The sequence below is a fragment of the Brevibacillus sp. NRS-1366 genome, from assembly GCF_050467985.1.
This window is the reverse complement of the sequence record NZ_JBITPN010000018.1, coordinates 78659-97811: the sequence shown is the minus strand read 5'-3', so window position 1 is coordinate 97811 and position 19153 is coordinate 78659. Positions and strand designations below refer to the sequence as shown.

Sequence of the window (19153 nt, the reverse complement as noted above, 5' to 3'; positions counted from 1 at the left end):
TTTCTCTTCAGTGAAGGATCGTGCCGAGTACATCCCGGACTTCGCTTAGCTCGCCCTCTGGCACGAGAATCTCATATTGCTTGGAGACCTTCGCCTCACGAACCTTTACCAGGAATCCTTCATCTGTCAAACGTTGCTGTATCCGTTCTGCGATTTTAGCGCTAGGAGCGATGTAGATGACGGTCCACATGCTGGCTTCCTCCTTCATCGTCCAATACAGGTCTGCATCATCATATCACAGCGCCAGCGCCCCTCGCAAATAGGGAAATCAGAGCTTGCTGTTCTCCAAATGGTGCCTCATTCTCTCAACAGCGACGTTGACATTTCCTTCCTGGATTGCCTCCATAATCTGCCGATGTTCCATCAGTGCTGCGCGTGCTCTGCCTTCGCGAGACAGCGACTCAATCCGTACGCTGTTGCTGTACTCAACCAAAGGTGTCCATATGCGGTGCAGAATCGAATTCCGGCTGGAGCGGCAAATGACGCGATGAAACTGGTAGTCTTCCTCTGTCGGTACTTCTCCGCGTTCTACCCGTTCCTCAGCACTTGCCAAAATCCGTTCCATTTCCTCAAAATGCTTGGTCGTAGCACGTCTGCAGGCCAGCCGGATTGCATCCAGCTCCAACATCCGCCGCATCTCAATTAAGTCCTTCTTGGTTTTCGCATCCCGCAGAATAAAAAAACCAAGAATATCAATAAAGCGATTATGCCGGTAATGCTTGAGGAATGTGCCTTCCCCTCGACGCGTTTCGATCAGCCCGAGGAGTTCAAGGGCCCGGAGAGCTTCACGTACAGAGGAACGGCCAGCACTGAGCTGCTCGGACAATTCCCGCTCTGAGGGAAGCTTGTCGCCGGGCCGCAAGTTTTGCTCCTGAATAATTTCATGAAGCTGCAGGAGAATGCCTTCGTATACCTTTCGATCCTGGGTAGAGTCGAGCACGATGATCCTCCTTATTCTTATCTACTGTGAATTGAAGCACCCTCCTTGGACGCTTGCATACAAACACGTCTTTCGGAGGGTGCTGACTGCTTTGTTCCTACACTTGTTGATAGGAAATGGCAGCCAAGCTGTTTGTTTTTGCTTTTACTTCTTCCGGGTCGATGGTGATACGGGCTACGCCGGTATCCATCGCCGCTTTTGCAACCGCAGCAGCGACATTCGGAGCCACACGTGCATCGAATGGTGCTGGGATTACTTTATCAGCAGAAAGCTCTTCTGGTGCGATCAGATCTGCAATCGCGTATACGGCTGCCAGTTTCATTGCTTCGTTGATTTCTGTAGCGCGGGTATCGAGCGCTCCGCGGAAGATTCCTGGGAAAGCAAGTACGTTGTTCACTTGGTTCGGGAAGTCGGAACGGCCTGTGCCGACAACTGCTGCACCTGCTGCTTTTGCTTCTTGCGGCATGATTTCAGGAGTAGGATTCGCCATTGCAAAAATGATGGCATCGCGGTTCATGGATCGCACCATCTCTTGTGTTACGGCACCAGCCACAGATACCCCAATGAACACATCTGCTCCCTTCATCGCGTCAGCCAGATCACCTTGCAGCTTGTCGCGGTTGGTGATCTTCGCCATTTCTTCCTTCACAGGGTTCATTCCGAACGGACGACCCTCGTACACGATCCCTTTTGTATCGCACATGATCACTTCTTTTACACCCATGGAGATCAAAAGTTTCATGATGGCGATCCCGGCAGCACCTGCACCGTTTGCTACCACACGGATATCTTCCAGCTTTTTGTCAACGACGCGCAGTGCGTTTATGAGGCCTGCTGCCGTCACGATCGCGGTACCGTGCTGGTCGTCATGAAATACAGGAATATTGGTTTCGCGCTTCAGACGCTCTTCAACTTCAAAGCAAGCAGGAGCAGCGATATCTTCGAGGTTTACACCACCAAAGGTTGGCTCCAGCAGTTTCACCGTTTCCACGATTTTATCCACATCATTGGTATTCAAGCAGATAGGGAACGCATCGACGCCTGCGAAGGATTTGAACAGAACGGCTTTTCCTTCCATGACTGGCATCGCAGCTTCTGGACCGATGTTGCCAAGACCAAGAACCGCTGTTCCATCACTGACAACCGCAACCAGGTTGCCTTTCATCGTATAATCGTAAACTTTAGACTTGTCATCAAAAATTTCTTTGCAAGGCTCTGCAACCCCAGGTGAATAGGCAAGACTTAAATCATAAGCATTGCGAACTGGTACCTTGGTCACTGCCTCCAGCTTCCCCTGATGTTTTCTATGAAGCGCGAGCGCTTCCTCTCTCAGATTGGACATCATAACCACTCCATTTCGTTTATCTGTTCTATGATTGCTTGTAGAGCTCATGTACTGCTAAAAACCTTGAACCTGTCGAAGTGGTCTGACCACTTTTTAAGTTATGAGTTCAATATATAGCAAAACCCATTCTCCTGTAAACCTGCCGAAAACGGCGAAAAAGGGAGGACATTCCTCATCCTCCCCAATTTATGGGCAATTCTTTCTGAATTACGCTGTCATGTCCCACAATATCTCGCGCTAGCTCCAAAAATGACTCGTCGACCTCTACCGAAATGGCCTCTGGCAAGCGAATTGTCTGTCTTTTTCCCTCGTAAAACAGGATAACCGGAATCGTTCCTTTTTTTTCGACAAACAGTCGTTTTAGCTGTTGCAACGTCGAATCCTGCTCTTGGGCAGGACTGATTTTGACGAAAAGAACGGTCTCGGCAGTAGGCTGCGGCAATGATTCGGCATCCCAAAAGCGAGAGGGCAACAGCTTGACCATGTCGTCCTGATGATCGATGCGCGCCTCGGCAATCACCATCCGCTCTTTTGCCAATACGGACGCATACTTGGCATACACCTGTGGAAAGACGACCATTTCGACCTGTGCCGTTTTATCCTCGATAGTGATGAATGCCATCGGATCCCCTTTTTTAGTCTGGATTCTTCTCTCTTCCGTCACCATCCCGAATACCTTTACCGTTTTGTCACGCGGCAGCTCTGCAAGAGCAGAGATAGCAGTAACCTCGGCCCGATTCGCCACATGTGCAAATTGATCGAGGGGGTGACCCGAGATATACACACCCAAGAACTCTCTCTCTTCTTTCAACTGCTGGGTATGAGAGAGCGGCGGCACCTCCGGGTACTCAGCCGGTTCCCGTACGGCCGCTCCTCCTCCCCCCTCATCCCCGGCGAACAAATCTAGCTGATTGGCATTGCGCTCGATTCTCTTGCTATTCGCTTTTCCAACCGCTTCATCCAAAAGCAAGAGGAGCTGGCTGCGGTGCCCTGGCAAACAATCTAAGGCACCACAAAGAGTAAGCGACTCGACGACACGCCTATTCACCAAACGCGCATCAACCCTCGCGCAAAAATCAAATACATCACGGTATGGTTTTTCCACCCGCTCTGCCACGATCGATTCAATCGCCCCATAGCCTACGTTTTTCACGGCAGCAAGTCCAAACCGAATCGCATCGTGCTCGACCGTAAACATGGCGTAACTCTTGTTGACATCAGGCCCCAGCACGCTAAGATTCAGTCGACGCGCTTCCTCCGTATATTCGGCAATCCGTGTCTGGCTGCCGATCGACAACGACAGCAGTGCCGCCATAAAAGCGAGTGGGTGATTGGCCTTTAAATACGCCATCTGGTAGGAGATGATCGCATACGCGACAGAGTGGGCCTTGTTGAAGCCGTAATCGGCAAAGCGCACGATGAGGTCGTATACCTGATTGCCCAGCTCTGCCCCATGGCCTTGGCGGACGCATCCTGCCACGAACTTTTCCCGCTGCTCGGCTAACAGCTCTCTTTTCTTTTTCCCAACCGCGCGTCGCAAAATGTCTGCTTCGCCCAGGCTGAACCCGGCGAGTATAGAGGATATCTGCATGATCTGCTCCTGATAAATCATGAAGCCATGTGTGTCTTTTAGAATCGGTTCAAGAATCGGGTGTGCGTACTGCACTTTGTTCTGACCGTGTTTTGCCGCGATGTACTGCGGAATAATCTCCATCGGTCCCGGTCGGTACAAGGCCAGCACCGCGATGATATCATCTAGCGTCGTTGGCTTCAGATCGCGCAGCACATTGCGCATTCCCGCTGATTCCAGCTGAAACACACCTGTCGTCTCGCCGCGCGTGAGCATCTGAAAGGTACGAGCGTCATCCGTCGGTATGCTCTCCAAATCCACTGGCGTTCCTTGCTCTCTCAGATGACGTAATGTTTCTTGAATGATCGTCAGGTTGCGCAAACCGAGAAAGTCCATTTTCAAAAGGCCTACTTCTTCCAATATCTCCATCGGATACTGGGTGAGGGCGAGGCCTTCATTTCCCGTTTGCAGAGGCACGTACTCTGTCAGCGGCTCGCGTGAAATGACCACCCCGGCCGCATGGGTAGACGCATGTCGCGGCAGCCCTTCCACTCCTTTGGCTGTTTCGATCAGTCTGGCTGCCTGCTTGTTTTCCGCATACAGCTTGCCGATATCGGGATTCAGCTGCATCGCCCGATCAATCGTCATCCCCGGGGATTGCGGAATCATTTTGGCTACACGGTCAATCAGGCCCAGTGAAAGTCCCAGTGCTCGTCCTACATCGCGTACCGCTGCACGAGCTGCCATCGTTCCGAATGTGATGATTTGTGCCACGCGGTCATGTCCGTACTTGGCTGCCACATACTGAATTACTTCGTCGCGCCGCTCCACGGAGAAATCAATGTCGATATCGGGCATGGTGACCCGCTCCGGATTGAGAAAACGCTCAAAGAGAAGTTGATAGCGCAGAGGGTCGACATTCGTGATACGGAGCACATACGCAACCAGACTTCCTGCTGCCGAGCCTCTGCCCGGACCTGTTGGAATCCCATGCTCATGTGCATAACGCATGAAATCCCAGACGATCAGGAAATAATCCGTGAACCCGGTGCCCGTAATGATAGAAAGCTCATGATCGAGTCGCTCGCGTATCTGCGGGGTAATTTCCCCGTAGCGCAGGGTGCAGCCTTTTTCACAAAGCTCACGTAAAAACGTCGTCGAATCCTGCCCTGTTGCCAACGGAAATTCCGGCAAAATGTGAGCCCCTAGAGACAGCTCGAGATGGCACCGCTCTGCAATCGCCACGGTATTGGACAACGCCTCGGGTGTATAGGCAAAAGCCGCCTTCAGTTCATCGCCTGTCTTCAAATAGTATTGATCGGTTTCATAACGGAACCGGTTTTCCTCTTCTACTGTCTTGCCTTCCCCGATGGCCAACAAAATATCATGCTGCTGATGATCCGCAGGGTGAAGGTAGTGTACATTGTTGGTCACTACGAGCGGAATGCCTGTCTCCTGACTGAGCTTGACCAAACGAGTATTTAATCTGCGTTCGATTTCCAATCCATGGTCGGCTAACTCAAGATAAAAGCCGTCTGGTCCAAAGATGGAGCGATACCACAATGCCTTCTCCCTCGCTGCTTCGGCTTCTCCAGCCAATAACAGCCTCGGCACTTCTCCCTCACGACAGGCGCTAAGAGCGATCAAGCCTTCGCAGTGACGAGTGAGCACCTCTTTGTTTAGACGCGGGATGATATAGTTTCCATCTGTATTGGCGATGGTTGCCAGCTTCAATAAGTTATGGTAGCCACGTTCATTTTCTGCCAGGACGACTAGGTGGCTGGGTGCGGGTGCATTGCGCACGCGATCCTGCAGGTTGCCCTCAATCAGGTACAATTCCATCCCGATAATCGGCTTGATTCCTTTTTCGTGACAAGCTTTGTAAAACGGTACAGCACCGTACAAATTGGCGTGATCGGTGATCGCCAGCGCCTTCATGCCGAGCTCGGCCGCTCTGGCAACCAATTCATCAATACGAGCCGCTCCGTCCAGCAAGCTATACTCGGTATGAACATGCAAATGGACAAAGGAGGTCATTCTGTTTCTTCCTCTCTGTTTTCACTTCCGAATCATTTTTTCATTTCTCTCTCCCCTATTATACCGGAAGTGTACAACCTATGGAGAAACAAGAACAAACGTTCCTCTGGTCATTTGACCATTCTCCCCCTCATTTGGTAGGATAATACGAGATTGCACGAGAGGATGAATCTGTATATGTGGTCAGCTTTTTACATGACCGGCGTTCTCGCTTCACTGGTTGCCGGCGTCTATTTCAGCATGCATGCCCGTAGACAAGGCATCCATCCATTGGCGTCCCGCATGACTCTTGGGAAAATGAACATCGCTCTGGGTGTTTTGGTTACTTTGTTTGGCCTCAATCAGTTCACATTTGAATCGTTGGATACGATTCGAATCGTTGTCGCCCTCATCATGCTGGTTGTTGGTGTCTTGAACCTGTATTTGGGTACCCGCAATTATTTACGTTATCGGACAGCTTGGCAGGCGGAACTGAAAAAAGAAAGCTGATAAAACTGCGAATAAATAAAATGGCGTGCGAACGTACTTTTCTGTTCTGGCACGCCATTTTTTCTTTTGTGTTTTATACAGCAGCAGGATGAAATCAGACATCGGTTCTTTTATAATAATAGGGAGAGCACACGATGTTCTGAGGGGGTGTACTCATGGTAACGATTTCTGGCTTGCCAGATACTGCAGCGTCTCATGCAAAGCCTAGGATTGAGAGGCGATACTTTGCATGAGGTGGCAAATGATTTAATACGAATATCGCCCACGTGAGCATATCTCATTTCTCAATCGTTAGGCTTTGCACCTTATTTCTTTTTCAATTTAAGAATAAGGGGCTGGCAGAAGTGAAATATGTCAAAGCAAACGCTATTTTACCTGAAAAGCTGATAGCTGAAATTCAAAAGTATGTGCAAGGCGAAGCCATTTATATACCGAAACCAGAAGCGACGTATCAAAAATGGGGTACACGTTCTGGAGGACGAAAGCTGCTTGATGACAGGAACCGTACGATCAAACGTTTATTTCAAACTGGCAGGCCCATCTCTCAATTGGCGGAGGACTACTTCCTCTCTGCTGAAACGATCAAAAAAATCGTGTATTCCAAGTAAAGGAAGCAGCGGTGGTCGGTCAGGAGGATTCCTAGGGCTACATTTCGAATTCATTAGGGAATCAAATGGACTGAGGTGTAGGAGATGGGGGCAACAAAAAGGTAGTGCCAATTGAAGCAGCCAAACGGTTTATCGATAAGCATTTCCCTACCTGTCAAGGGGCTGTATTGGCTGGTAGTGTTGTTAGAGGTGAGGCGACAGATACGTCTGACCTTGACATTGTCGTTTTTGATAAAGACTTAGCATCAGCTTACAGAGAGTCATTCATAGATTTTGGTTGGCCAATTGAAGTTTTTGTTCATAGTCTAACTTCCTATCAACACTATTTCCAGATGGATTTTCAAGATGCAAAGCCCTCTCTGCAAAGAATGGTAGTAGAGGGAATTCCTTTAAGAGATGAAGGAATGATTGATTTCATTAAGAAAGAAGCGAAAGAGATGTTGGAAAATGGTCCTGAAAAATGGACCGAAGAAATGATAACGACAAAACGTTATTTTATAACGGATGTACTTGATGATTTTATTGGTTGTACGAATCGAGCCGAACAATTATTTATAGCCAATACATTAGCAGAGCTTATTCAGGAATTTGTTTTAAGAACGAATGGATGTTGGATCGGTTCTTCAAAATGGATGATTCGCGCTTTGAAGAATTACGATGTGAAATTTACTGAAGAATTTGTTGAAGCCTTTGACACTTTTTATACAACAGGTGATCAAAGCAAAGTTATTCAACTAAGTGATCGGGTATTAGAGCCATACGGTGGGCGACTATTTGAAGGCTTTTCTGCAGGGAAAGAAAACCTTTAACCCATACAACATCTGAAGCTTGAATCATCCATAAAGGCAGTGGTAGTCCAGGACTTTTTTGCGTCCAAAGCTACCCCTGCCTTTTTATCTTCTGTAAACTATTTATCACTTTTATTACTTCATTTTTATCCATGTTAGATTGAATCTCATAATAGGGAAGCTCGTTTACAAGTACAGATTCATTTAAAATATTTGTAGGAACAAATACAAAGCTAAATACACCATGTTTTTCCAAACTTACATTTACCTCCCCCACAAAGTTTCCAATTTCAAGATACCGGAATAAAGGTTCGTTTTTCTCCAAGACCTGATTTGACTGAGTGAGAAAGTAATTTCTTATAAAATGGTTATAGTTATACTTTGATCGCACCTTCTGTTGTATTTCAATATATTGTTGTTCTTTCGAATAGGTTATCCATGCTTCCTTTTTATCTGTATCCATGTTTATCACCATTTTGAAGTCTTTCGGAACATACTCTGGTACATAAACAGAAAAGCCTAGATTATCCAAATTCTCAAAAGTATGATCGGATGTGCACCCTAACAAAAATAGAAAAAGCAAAAGCATGATTATAGCTCGATTTCTCACAGGACTCCTCCCTCTAACTTAGTCAGTTACTCCTAATTATGCACGACTGCTCCCAAATAAATCCAGGTGATTTTTTCCCTTTCTTCGGTCCATTTCTGCGATCGGCAACGTGGTGTCTCTGTTTGTATAAACGCTATTAGTTTTTCCGCCTCAAGAGTCGAATACGCTTCTAACACGCGCAGAGACACTGTCGAGTATAAATCCCCAAATACACCGACAAACGTCGGAGGAACCTGATCTAATACAGCATAATAAAGTTCCCCTAGATGATAGGCGTCAATTTTATCCGCAATTGGCAACGCCAGGAACGGCAGCAAGTAATCGAATCTGGGAAGACTCGGACAGAAGTGCTTTGGATTAACCCGGTTGCAGCCACCATAAAAAGTTTATCTATCTCCTTGCATACTACTCAGTTTCCATTGGTTATTTTCCTCAGTGAAGGTTAATTCTAGTGTTCCTGAGTAAGTCTCATCGTTTATCCATACTTCATAATCTGTAATAAACCGTCCATCTTTATATATACCGAAAGACCTCTGACGGAAAGTGCTTCCCTTCATAGGGAATGGAGTGGTTATGGTTTCGTTCTCCACTTTATAAATAAAATTCTCTCCTTCCACAGTAGCTTTCTTGGAAATATACTGTTTGACTTTTTCAGTGTCACCTTTCATCACGGCTCGAAACATTTCCCTTATATGTAAATCCATGGTATTCCGCAATTCGTAGATTTTAGTATTAGTATCATTAATCTGTTTTTCCTTATCTAAAGAGGCTTCAAGTTCTTTGTTTTTGTTTTTCAATTGAGTTATTTCAGCTTGTAACCTTTCTATCTCTGCTTGATTGGTAGTTACGGTTTCCTTGTTAGAACAAGCGCCCATTACTAAAGCTATAATGATAAACATGATCAGAACTAATCTCTTTTTCATACCTGAACCTCCCATGATTCTTGATAACAGGAACACACAATCCATTATAATCCAAATTTAACATATTTTTATACAGTTAATCTGTGAGCCAAAAGATGCCTTTTTCCAACCTACACCAAATACGATCGTACACTTAATCGTTTGCCTCTGGTGTCACGGACGCTGGTACTACCCCTAAAGGAAGGGAAGGTTGATCATGTCCATTGAGCAAAAACAACGAAAGCGTATAAAGTTAGTCCGGAGCTGAAGGAGAAGCTTGAATCGCTGTTTAGTGAGTAGTCAGGATTGGATACTCAGGAAGCATTCATTGAGCATTGCAACGCTTGAGCTACGGTATTACGGATAAAGGAATCGAAGTTGCAAGAGCGTTCATTACTTAATACAATGTGTATTTTGTAACAAAAGAAAACGGTAACCCTATTAGCTACCGTTTTCATACGGACCCGTTTATCTTATTCGGATAAACACCAAAACATTATCTCTTGATAACACACGTTGGAACCCGTTATTCAAAAGACAACGTTCAGCAGGACCCACACGTCTACCGACCATTAAAAATCGGTTGCATGGTGCGGCACTTCCAATGATGCGAACGGCGCGAATAATTCGCCTCCGTACGCCATTCACTCTGACACGTCTGAATAAGATCACCACCACGTCAGTCATAACAATCACCTCGCTTCTCTCTATCTGATATAGAGAATGCAAATGAGGGAAGCTTGGCAACTGATACGAGCCTATAGTAAATGAAAATGTGCTGATTGATACGGCAATTTACAAGAAAATGTTAGCCCAAATTCTGAATAGCTTAGTAAGCTTAGTAATCATGTTTTTAACAAATTAGTTAGAGAGAAAAACCTTAGCAGCGCGACTATGTAAAATACCTATTTAAAAAAATACCCCGTAAAGGGGCAAAGATTAATGTTTCAGGACTGAAATGGCGTGACGAGCTTTATAGGCAAATTGGACGGGCTCGTCAATTGATTCAAAGTGTATAAACATGATACCAGGGTTGTTAAAAAGCCAGTGATTGTGAAGTGCGGTAACCAATATATCGTAATGTCGAAGAACAGAAATGAATGGGTTAATTTCTTCTGGGAGAATTACTGTTTCTCCCAAACAAAGGGCATTCCCATTTTTATCCAACGATTCGTATGAGAACATCAGCGGTAGATCCCCTTCGTTTATGCCGAGTTTGATTCCTAATCATCCTCTCCCTTTCATCCGCATCACTTGCCGTATAAAGTAATAAGTATGAAAGGCAGGAGTGATGATCATGGAACCGTTTATTAAGAGTCACCACTATAACTTTATCCGGGCTCAAGCACAGATTCTCATCAATGGACATGCGAACAGCAGCGATACCGCCGTACTGAATGCACTCAAAGATATCGCGAAAGAAAAAGTATTTCATCTGTTTAACGAGCTTTCCGACGAGCAAAAAGAGCTGTTGACCCCGATTCAAACAATCGAGAATAAAGCGGACAAGAAAAAGTTTTTGGCAGAAATTTATCCGTTTGTCATTCCTTTTCGGGAAGTAACCGAGCAAACGCTGAAAAAGCTATTCCCGAAAGTAAAAAAACTAAAGGTCCCTAAGCTAGAAACACTCGATTGGAAGGAAATGTCTTACCTAGGCTGGATCGATGAAGGATCGAATAAGAAGTACATTGTCACTTATCTTGAAAATAAGCTGATTGGCATTCATGGGACATTTACAAGCATCAACCAAAAAGGGGTTTGCGCGCTGTGTAACGGCTATGAAGAATTGGGGATGTTTATCGCGGAAGTGAAGGGCTCAGGTGACGGGACCTTTTTGAAAAAGGGAAACTATATTTGCGAAGACAGCCAGCAATGCAATCGCAATATTACTGCCGTAGATAAACTGCACGATTTTGTTTTACGAATAAAGGGGTAGATTATGAAAAAAGGCGCGCAAAGGAACCTTTTGCCTTCTGCACGCCTTTTTCGGCTCGTTAGATTTTATCAATCAATGTCGTGTAAAACTTGCACGCATCCACAATTTTACTGACTTCGCAGTTTTCATTCGTCATATGTGCGAGCTTGTATTCTCCTGGCCCAAATCCAATCGTCGGAATTCCGAGGCTGACAGGAGTGACGGCATTCGTGCCAAAATCCCAATAATCATATTCGGTAGGATCGCTGCCAAAAGCTTCACTGTACGCTGCATTGCAGGCGCGTGTCAGTTCATGATTCTCGTCAATTTTCCATGCCAAGTGGAAAGGCTCATACGTAATATCAATGCCTGTCCAGCTCTTCCGATAAAGCGTCCCAATTTCCCACGTAGCATTTTTGCCTGCGATGATCTTGTCCATCTCGTTTTTGATCGTTTCCTCTGTTTCTCCCACGACCATCCTTCTGTCCAGGTACACTTCGCACTCGGACGGGACCGCATTCAGCGAAGCACTGACACTCGAGATTCTCGACATAACAAGCGTGCTTCTAGGTCCTTCTTTTTTACTCAGCTCTAGATTCGTCTGTTCAACCCGCTTGATGATTTCGGCCATTTCATAAATCGCATTTTTCCCTTTTTCTGGCGCTGAACCGTGAGCGGAGACGCCTTTCGTTTTGATCAAAATTTGTGCTTTGCCTTTATGGCCGAGCGTAATTTTGTTGTCAGACGGCTCGCAAATGACCACGAAGTTCGGCTTCAAATTGCTTTCGCGAAACAAGAACTTCAGGTTTTCGCCATCACAATACTCTTCGTTCACCGTGCAAGTAACATAGATCGTTTTGCCAGCAGTTAATCCCAGTCTTTTGGCCAGCGCACCTGCGTAAATAGAAGATGCAATCGACGCTTTCATATCGACGGAGCCTCTGCCAAACAGCCTGCCATTGACGATCTCCCCGCTAAAAGGAGGTACCTCCCACTTCTCGTCATCGTTCACCTCGACTGTATCCATATGAGAATCAAACAAGAGTACTTTGTCGCCATTTCCAATTTTTCCAACGACATTCCCCATCGCGTCCGTAAAGACTTCATCATACCCGAGCGCAAGCATTTTACTCTCGATAAATTGGGCAATCTCTTTTTCCTGATCCGAGTAGCTTTTGATCCTGACCATGCTCTGCGTGAATTCAATCAATTCTTTTTCTGTTTCTTGAAGAACAGCATCCAGGTTTTTTAGCTTTTCCATGTGTACTCTCTCCTTTTTGTAGATGAATAATGTGTGTCTATGAACTATCAACTTTAAACTATCAACTATGAAACCTGTTCCTGCTCATTCTGCTCGCTAGACTCCCTCTCCCAATAATCCGCATTTTTAATGCCTAGTGCCTTTGGATCGAAAGTAGGGTCCAGCCCTAGCTTTTGCTGCCTCTCATAATCTTTCAATGCGAGCAGGGCAGGCTTCGCTAAAAATAAGATCGCGATGATATTTACCCACACCATAAGTCCTAAACCGACATCTCCCAGCGCCCAGGCCAAGGTTGATTCATTCGTTGACCCGTAAAAGACAGCCGCAATCATTACGAATTTCAAAATGAGCTTTGCCCAGCGACTGTTCTTTCCTCTCCGCAAGTATTCAACGTTTGTCTCCGCAATATAGTACAGCGCCATTATCGTTGTAAAGGCAAAGAAAAAGAGCGCAACAGCAACAAATCCAGCACCAAATCCCGGTATGATACTGTCGATCGCAGCCTGCGTATATCCAGGACCCGCCTCGACGCCGCTGATTCGATTGACGATGAAGGAGCCGTCTTTCGCCTGTGTGTTGTACATGCCCGTAAACAGGATCATGAAGGCAGTCGCGGAGCAAACGAGCAAGGTATCGATATAGACGGAAAAGGCTTGGACAAACCCTTGCTTGGCCGGATGGGTTACTTCCGCTGCGGCCGCTGGATGAGCCCCCGTGCCCTGACCTGCTTCATTTGAGTAAATTCCCCGTTTTACCCCCCATGAAATGGCCATCCCGATGATGCCGCCAAAAGCAGAATCGAGGGCAAAAGCACTTCGGAAAATCAGTGAGATCACCGCGGGCAGCTCCGTAATATGAACAGCTATGATCACCAGCGACAGGAGAATGTAGCCGAGGGCCATGAACGGGACAATAACCGTCGCGGCTGTTGCAATTCTTTTGGTTCCACCAAAGACAATAAAGGCGAAGAGCGAAATGATGAATGCTCCTGTCAGGTACCGATTGACTCCAAATGCATTATCAAGGCCCTCTGCAATCGCATTCGCCTGCACACCCGGCTGCAGAATAGCCATCGCCAGAATTGCCGCAAAAGCGAAGAGCACAGCGAACCATTTCCAGCCCAGCCCTTTTTCAATATAAAAAGCCGGTCCCCCGCGGTATTCACCGCCTTGTTTCACTTTGTAGATCTGTGCCAGTGTGGATTCGATAAAAGCATTGGAAGCGCCAATGAAAGCAATGAGCCACATCCAAAACACGGCGCCGGGACCCCCGTAAAAGATCGCAGTCGCAACGCCGGCAATATTCCCGGTTCCTACACGAACAGACAGAGCCATCGAAAGCGCCTGAAAGGATGAGACTCCCGCATCCGAGCCCTTCCCCTGAAACATCAGCTTCATCATTTCTTTGAAGTGCCTCACTTGCAGAAACCTGGTTAACAGCGAGAATAACAAGCCTACACCAAGTAAGATGTAAATGACTGTATCGCTCCATAAAATTCCATTTAGACCATTCACAAAAGCTTCCACTTGAACAAATCCCCCCTCTTTGCGTTTTGAAATCGGTAGAGAATGTCTTTCAAGATGAAGTGTACAGGCCACTGACTAGCGTATGGTCTTTTCTGTCGTTGCGATCGTTGTCAGCGCTTTCATAATCGCCGTGTACCCGGCTGTTGCTTTTCTTAATTGATCGATTTCGATATATTCATCATCAATGTGTGCCAACGACTCTGGCGAAGGACCAAAACCGATCGTCGGAATCGCTGCTTCCCCAGCAAAATGGCTGCCGTTTGTGCAGAAGGAATAATGGGAGATGTCTGCATGTATCCCGATAGCAGCCAGCTCCCGATGAGCTGCTTGCACGTAGTCTTCCTGATCATCAAACAGCCAGCCTGGGAAAAAGCGTTCATCGGAAATGACTGCTCCTGTGTAGCAGAGGTCCTCTCCTCGCGCATAGCGAACAGTTGCTTGAAACGTGGGGTCTTCCTGCTCAAGCAGAGCAATGACTTTTTGAATAGGTGCCAGAACGGATTCTTTTGTTTCCCCAACCAATAATCGGCGGTCAAATGTGGCGACACATCGGGCAGGCACGACAGAGGCACCTGGATAGGGCGACGATTTGATGTCCGTTAGCTCCAAAATTCCTTTGCCCAACACCTCATGCTCGCCTACAGGCAGCTCACGGATAGCCGAGATGAGCTTTAGCATCTGATAGACCGCATTGATGCCTTTATCTGGATTGGCGGAATGCGCTGGCACTCCGATCGTCTCCACAACGATTTCTGCTCGTCCTCTCTGTCCGCGATTCAGGCCCAGATGTGTTGGTTCGCCAATCACGACATAATCCGGTTTCATTAATTCGCTGACGCGTCTAGTGGCGACACCTTCAAAGCATTCTTCATGCACGCTGCAGGATACAATCACTGTCCCTGGAAAAGCTTTACCCGTATCCTCTGCAAAGTGAATGCTGGCGGCAATCATGGCGCTGACTGCCCCCTTCATATCAGAGGTTCCGCGACCGAAGATTTTGCCGTCCTTGATTTCTCCGGAAAAAGGATCCGCACTCCATCGCTCATGCCAGGCAGGAACCGTGTCCATATGCCCGTCAAACAATACGGTAGGCCCCGGCTGGTTCCCTTTCAGCACTAGCATGACGTTCCCGTACTCATCTACCACGACCTCATCAAAGCCGTGCTGTTTCGCATAGGCTTTAATGTAATCGGCAACGGGCTTTTCTTCACCCGAATAACTTTGCATTTTGACCAGCGTTTGGCAAAGCCAAACGACATCCTGTGTTCTCTTTTCTGATAACATCTATCTGCTCCTCTCTGCTATCCGCCTTCGCCCTTCATGCATTAATTGGGACAAAGCCCTTCCCAGACTACTTTTTGATAGTGGGCTGGATCCGTATCCCCTTCTGTGCTGATAACGAGGACCCGCGAGTCAGAATCAAGAGAGATCACACTGCATAGCTTGGGGTCGTCTGAGAGCTTGCGCAAATAGTATAGTAATCCGAGTGTTACGGCACCCGACTCTCCCGAAATGACGCGCGGATCTGATTGCAGCGGGTTGCCATACACACGCATGCCCAGTGCAGAGATGTTGTCCGAACACGAGAAGGTGCCTGTTGCATACTGGCTCAGCAGTCGAAATGCCCGTGTATTTGGTTCGCCACACGCCAGTCCTGCCATGATCGTATTCATGTCTCCGCTGACGATTTCCCTTTTGCCGTCTTCATTGCAAAAGGATCGGTAATAGCAATCTGCCTGATCAGGCTCGACGACAACGATGACCGGAGGGTTGTCCCTATACGTATGAACCATATAGCCTGCAATAGCGGCTGCGAATGAACCGACACCCGCCTGGAGGAAAATATGCGTCGGCGGCTGAGCGTTGTCCTCTTGCAGTTGTTCCACGATTTCTTTTGCCATGGAAGCATATCCTTGCATAATCCAAAGTGGGATATCGTCATATCCTTCCCATGCGGTATCCTGAACCATAATCCAGCCATTTTCATGGGCCAGATTCGCACACATCCTGACTGTTTCATCGTAGTTGACCTCTGTAATGTCAGCATAGGCACCTTCCCTCTGAATCGCAGCCAACCTCTGCTGAGACGATCCTTTGGGCATGTATATCACTGATTTATGTCCGAGCTCCCTTGCCGCCCAGGCAACCCCGCGTCCGTGATTCCCGTCTGTCGCCGAAATAAACGTTAATTCTCCGAGCTTTTCCTTTACTTGGGGTGCTTGCAAGGCTGCAAAAGAAAGGTCTTCCATGCTCATCCCCAGCCGATCAGCCACATACTTTCCGATCGCGTATATGCCTCCCATCACTTTGAAAGCATTCAGCCCAAATCGGTAAGACTCATCTTTTACTCGTAGATCTGCAACCTGTATATGCTCAGCCAGCTGTTTCAATTGATGCAAGGGAGTTTTGGTGTAAGCACTGTGCGTTTTTTGAAAGGAATGGACGTTATAGATTTGTTTCTCATCAAAAATGGAGAGCTCGTCATCGTTATATTCCGTTGAATGAAACTTGTTTTTTGCCCATTTCACAGTGGTATGCACTTGCGATAGCATGATCATTTCCTCCTTTTTGGTGTCACTCTCTTTATTTAGCAATGATCATGCCAAAACACCTCAACTTGATAAAAAACCTCTATCAAGGCTATTTGAGAAGGCTTGTCCGCAGTATGGCAGAGAATCTCTAGGCGATACGAAAATAAAAAAACAGCCATTCAAGTATCAAAATGATACTCAACGACTGCCTTACGAAAGAAAAAATCAGATTTATAGTACGATATAGCGTTTCCGTATCAATTTGATACTTAGTCTTATTTTGATACTTTTACCCCATCGTTCGGAGCTGCCAACAATCACCTCTACTCCCAACTGTTTATCATAGATAACCCACGACCCTCTACACTATAATGGTTTTGTGTGACATTCTACTGTTTCGACAACCTGAGCGCTGTGCCGACGGTTGTCCTTTTTTCTTCCATCATAGCCTGGATGTTTCTTCCATTCATCACAAATCCTCTGGTTTTGCCCACATCGCCTCGGGGTTCAACTCGTAGATTCCGTCTTCTCTGTACATATAATGATTCATAATAAATTCACGTCGGATCGTAGCGTAATCATCATGGAATTGCCGGATGTACTCATTGATTTCCTTCTCCTGATACTTACGCCCTTTTTCCAGTCCGCGAACCATGTGCTCGAATACAAACAGCTTCTTTTTGCGTTGTGTCGGGATCTGCTTCAGCTTGCCGTCCGGCGTGATAAAGCTGCGAATGACCTGAATCTTTTCTGCTGCCATCTTGTTTTTCCTCTCCTCTGAGTTCGTACCCTCTGCAAACAAATCCTCGTCAGCCATTTCTTTCGCTTTTTCGAGCACGTCCAGGATCGCTTGGGACTGTCGCTTCATGTTCGCTTCATGCAAATAGAAATAGATGGTATTTTTATCTCGCCGTTCATAAACGACCCCCGCTTCACGCAGCTTCGTCATGTGATGTGTAATCGTGGGTGGCGTCACTCCCATCTTGCCTGCCAGCGCCTGTCCATGCAACGGACCATTTGCCAAAATAGCCAGGATTCGGACACGGGTCGGATCTCCGAGCGCTTTGTAAAAAGTCACGAGCTGATCTAATTGCAAAATCGTCTCTCCTCTCGCATTCGTATTCTTGCGTCCACTAATTAGATAACCTTCTAATGAGATCGTATAAGACAATCCTTACCATGTCAATCCTTCTCACTCCTGGTGAGCAGAATACATAAAATGACAAAAAGGCCAGCCAGAAAGAATCGCTTCTCTTGTCTGGTTGACCTTTTTACTTCTTTTCCTTTAACGCTCGATAATTTGCGCCGTGACCATAGCCTGCCCGACCAGTTGCTCACCATGGTAGACGGAAACCTCTACCTTACCGAAGCGGCGGCTGATGTCAAGCAGACGTGGCTGTACCTCGATCTGACTCTCCATCTGAACAGGCTTTAAAAAGTACACCGTAATGTTCTCGGGAACCATATCCCCCCTGCGATGCAAGCGCAGAAGATTACAGGCAGCCTCTACCATGACAGTCGTCATGATGCCGCTGGCAATCGTGCCAAGATGGTTGGTCATCTGCGGCGTGACATCCCCCAAGTAAACAACCTCGTCGGCTTGCCGCTCTTCACGGAAGTGAGACATGATCAGATTCGGGAAGGTCTCGCTCATCTGCGGTTGTTTGGCCGTAAATTGCAGCGCTTTTAATACGTCATTGCGACTTAGGACACCGACCAGCTTTCGGTGGTTGTCTACGACAGGCAATAGCTCAATTCCTTCCCATACCATCGTATGAGCCGAAGACGCTACCGAGACTCGCGGCGAGGTCGTGATCGGGTTTTTGGTCATTACTTTATCGATCGTCGCAGTCTCCTCATGGCCGATAATATCCTTGGAAGTGACGATCCCAATTAACCGCATCTGCTCATCTACAACGGGAAATCTAGTATCTTGATACAGCTCTGTATACTGATGCCACTTGGTAACGGAGTCGGTGGTTAAAAGTACGGGTGTTTCAGCCAATGGCTTCAATACGTCTTCTACCATGACAATTTCTTTTTTAATCAATCTGTCGTAAATAGCCCGATTGATCATGGAGGCGACGGTAAACGAGTCATAGCTCGAAGAAATAATAGGGAGTGCGAGTCGATCCGCTAGCTGTTTAATCTCTTCGCTCGTATCGAATCCGCCTGTAATTAATACAGCCGCTCCCTGCTGCAAGGCTATTTTGTGTGCCTGGTAGCGGTTCCCTACAATCAGCAGACTACCTGCATCAATATAGCGCATCATTGCTTCCAACTGCATGGCGCCTATGACGAATTTATTTAATGTTTTGTGCAGTCCTTCTCGTCCGCCCAACACATGACCATCGACGATATTTACGACCTCTGCGAAAGTAAGCCGCTCTATATTTTCCTTTTGCTTCTTCTCGATCCTCACTGTTCCGACACGTTCGATGGTACTGACGTATCCTTGTGTTTCCGCTTCCTTGATCGCACGGTATGCCGTACCCTCACTCACGTCCAGGTCTTTGGCGATCTGCCGCACGGAAATCTTCGAACCGATCGGAAGGCGATCAATATGTTGCAAGATTTGTTCATGCTTGGTTGCCATCTTGCCTTTCCCCCTTCCTCTTCTTACAGCCGTTC

The 19153-nt window shown here is 46.9% G+C and carries 17 protein-coding genes; 4 read left to right on the top strand and 13 right to left on the bottom strand.

The features are described 5' to 3' along the window. Nucleotides 1-7: 7 nt before the first annotated feature. The 4 genes from ACIFQN_RS12190 to ACIFQN_RS12175 all read right to left on the bottom strand — a co-directional run bounded on the left by ACIFQN_RS12190 (nt 8) and on the right by ACIFQN_RS12175 (nt 5892). Nucleotides 8-190, bottom strand: coding sequence for a glutamate decarboxylase (locus tag ACIFQN_RS12190; RefSeq protein WP_429833299.1), 183 nt, complete (start codon nt 188-190; stop codon nt 8-10). 78 nt (nt 191-268) lie between these two features. Then, nucleotides 269-940 carry a FadR/GntR family transcriptional regulator gene (locus tag ACIFQN_RS12185; RefSeq protein WP_429833298.1) on the bottom strand — a complete coding sequence of 224 codons (672 nt, stop codon included), beginning with the start codon at nt 938-940 and terminating at the stop codon, nt 269-271. A gap of 97 nt (nt 941-1037) precedes the next feature. Further along, nucleotides 1038-2282, bottom strand: coding sequence for an NAD(P)-dependent malic enzyme (locus ACIFQN_RS12180; RefSeq protein WP_429833318.1), 1245 nt, complete (start codon nt 2280-2282; stop codon nt 1038-1040). A 175-nt stretch (nt 2283-2457) separates the two neighbouring features. Continuing rightward, nucleotides 2458-5892, bottom strand: coding sequence for a DNA polymerase III subunit alpha (locus tag ACIFQN_RS12175; protein WP_429833297.1), 3435 nt, complete (start codon nt 5890-5892; stop codon nt 2458-2460). A 177-nt stretch (nt 5893-6069) separates the two neighbouring features. On the opposite strand from ACIFQN_RS12175, the gene ACIFQN_RS12170 reads away from it, so the two are divergent. The 3 genes from ACIFQN_RS12170 (at nt 6070) to ACIFQN_RS12160 (ending at nt 7798) form a co-directional block, all read left to right on the top strand. Continuing rightward, nucleotides 6070-6381 carry a YtpI family protein gene (locus ACIFQN_RS12170; protein ID WP_429833296.1) on the top strand — a complete coding sequence of 104 codons (312 nt, stop codon included), beginning with the start codon at nt 6070-6072 and terminating at the stop codon, nt 6379-6381. 344 nt (nt 6382-6725) lie between these two features. Next, nucleotides 6726-6989, top strand: a complete 264-nt coding sequence (locus ACIFQN_RS12165; RefSeq protein ID WP_429833295.1) for a CD3324 family protein — start codon at nt 6726-6728, stop codon at nt 6987-6989. A gap of 104 nt (nt 6990-7093) precedes the next feature. Beyond that, a complete protein-coding gene (locus ACIFQN_RS12160; protein ID WP_429833294.1) occupies nt 7094-7798 on the top strand; it encodes a nucleotidyltransferase domain-containing protein in 705 nt (234 codons plus the stop codon). Between the two features lie 70 nt (nt 7799-7868). Here the strand turns inward: ACIFQN_RS12160 and ACIFQN_RS12155 are convergent, their stop codons facing one another. The 3 genes from ACIFQN_RS12155 to ACIFQN_RS12145 all read right to left on the bottom strand — a co-directional run bounded on the left by ACIFQN_RS12155 (nt 7869) and on the right by ACIFQN_RS12145 (nt 10474). Next, complete coding sequence (locus tag ACIFQN_RS12155) at nt 7869-8387, bottom strand: hypothetical protein (protein WP_429833293.1); 519 nt, start codon at nt 8385-8387, stop codon at nt 7869-7871. Nucleotides 8388-8773: 386 nt separating this feature from the next. Next, nucleotides 8774-9310: a hypothetical protein gene (locus ACIFQN_RS12150; protein ID WP_429833292.1), complete on the bottom strand. Its 537-nt coding sequence runs from the start codon at nt 9308-9310 to the stop codon at nt 8774-8776. A gap of 918 nt (nt 9311-10228) precedes the next feature. Beyond that, nucleotides 10229-10474 (bottom strand): DUF1259 domain-containing protein, encoded by a 246-nt coding sequence (locus tag ACIFQN_RS12145; RefSeq protein WP_429833291.1) that lies wholly within the window; start codon nt 10472-10474, stop codon nt 10229-10231. Between the two features lie 112 nt (nt 10475-10586). On the opposite strand from ACIFQN_RS12145, the gene ACIFQN_RS12140 reads away from it, so the two are divergent. Further along, the gene (locus tag ACIFQN_RS12140) at nt 10587-11225 is read left to right on the top strand and encodes a FusB/FusC family EF-G-binding protein (RefSeq protein WP_429833290.1); all 639 of its coding nucleotides are present in this window, start codon (nt 10587-10589) and stop codon (nt 11223-11225) included. Between the two features lie 58 nt (nt 11226-11283). On the opposite strand, the gene ACIFQN_RS12135 is transcribed toward ACIFQN_RS12140, so the two are convergent. The 6 genes from ACIFQN_RS12135 to ACIFQN_RS12110 all read right to left on the bottom strand — a co-directional run bounded on the left by ACIFQN_RS12135 (nt 11284) and on the right by ACIFQN_RS12110 (nt 19118). Then, nucleotides 11284-12465, bottom strand: coding sequence for a YgeY family selenium metabolism-linked hydrolase (locus tag ACIFQN_RS12135; RefSeq protein WP_429833289.1), 1182 nt, complete (start codon nt 12463-12465; stop codon nt 11284-11286). A 65-nt stretch (nt 12466-12530) separates the two neighbouring features. Continuing rightward, a complete protein-coding gene (locus ACIFQN_RS12130; protein ID WP_429833288.1) occupies nt 12531-13991 on the bottom strand; it encodes an alanine/glycine:cation symporter family protein in 1461 nt (486 codons plus the stop codon). 75 nt (nt 13992-14066) lie between these two features. Beyond that, on the bottom strand, nt 14067-15275 hold the full coding sequence (locus ACIFQN_RS12125; protein WP_429833287.1) for a YgeY family selenium metabolism-linked hydrolase: 1209 nt from the start codon (nt 15273-15275) through the stop codon (nt 14067-14069). Between the two features lie 41 nt (nt 15276-15316). After that, the gene (gene dpaL, locus ACIFQN_RS12120) at nt 15317-16543 is read right to left on the bottom strand and encodes a diaminopropionate ammonia-lyase (RefSeq protein ID WP_429833286.1); all 1227 of its coding nucleotides are present in this window, start codon (nt 16541-16543) and stop codon (nt 15317-15319) included. Between the two features lie 448 nt (nt 16544-16991). After that, nucleotides 16992-17618, bottom strand: coding sequence for a metalloregulator ArsR/SmtB family transcription factor (locus tag ACIFQN_RS12115; protein ID WP_429833285.1), 627 nt, complete (start codon nt 17616-17618; stop codon nt 16992-16994). A 189-nt stretch (nt 17619-17807) separates the two neighbouring features. After that, nucleotides 17808-19118 carry a DRTGG domain-containing protein gene (locus tag ACIFQN_RS12110; RefSeq protein WP_429833284.1) on the bottom strand — a complete coding sequence of 437 codons (1311 nt, stop codon included), beginning with the start codon at nt 19116-19118 and terminating at the stop codon, nt 17808-17810. Nucleotides 19119-19153: the final 35 nt, after the last annotated feature.